Consider the following 516-nt stretch of genomic DNA (forward strand, 5'->3'; position numbering starts at 1 on the left):
TCAAATTATGCCAAAAGGGCTGCCGTTTGAGCTTAAATCGTACCTTGCAAAAATTAACAGTGACACCCAACCTAAATTTTGCACTTTTTGAAGTTAGAGGCTAGCCTTTGTTTAGTGTAAAAAGTGAGCTGGGTGTCTTATGGCAATCGCAAGAAAGCGTCAAGTAAGTTTGGTTGATACAAAATACTACCACTGCATATCACGATGTGTTCGGCGTGCTTTCCTGTGCGGTGAAGACCGTTTTACAGGCCAATCTTTTGAGCATCGCAGAGGTTGGGTTGAAGATAGGCTGCTTGAGTTAGCCAAGGTATTTTGTATTGATGTATGTGCTTATGCCGTAATGAGTAACCATACCCACTTAGTGTTGTACGTTGATGATAAAAAAGCGAATAGGTTAAATGATAAAGCGATTGTTATTCGTTGGCATAAACTGTGTAAAGGCACATTGCTAACGCAAAAATATGTACAAGGTGAAAAGCTAAGTAAAGTTGAACTTATCTTTTTTAATCAAACAGT

Annotated in this window: 1 pseudogene; it reads left to right on the plus strand. The window is 38.8% G+C overall.

The features are described from left to right. Nucleotides 1-139: 139 nt before the first annotated feature. Nucleotides 140-516, plus strand: a pseudogene (locus tag GQR46_RS20500) (transposase); the annotation flags it as partial.

The sequence above is a fragment of the Pseudoalteromonas sp. Z1A6 genome (assembly GCF_011378745.1).
Lineage (GTDB): Bacteria > Pseudomonadota > Gammaproteobacteria > Enterobacterales > Alteromonadaceae > Pseudoalteromonas > Pseudoalteromonas arctica.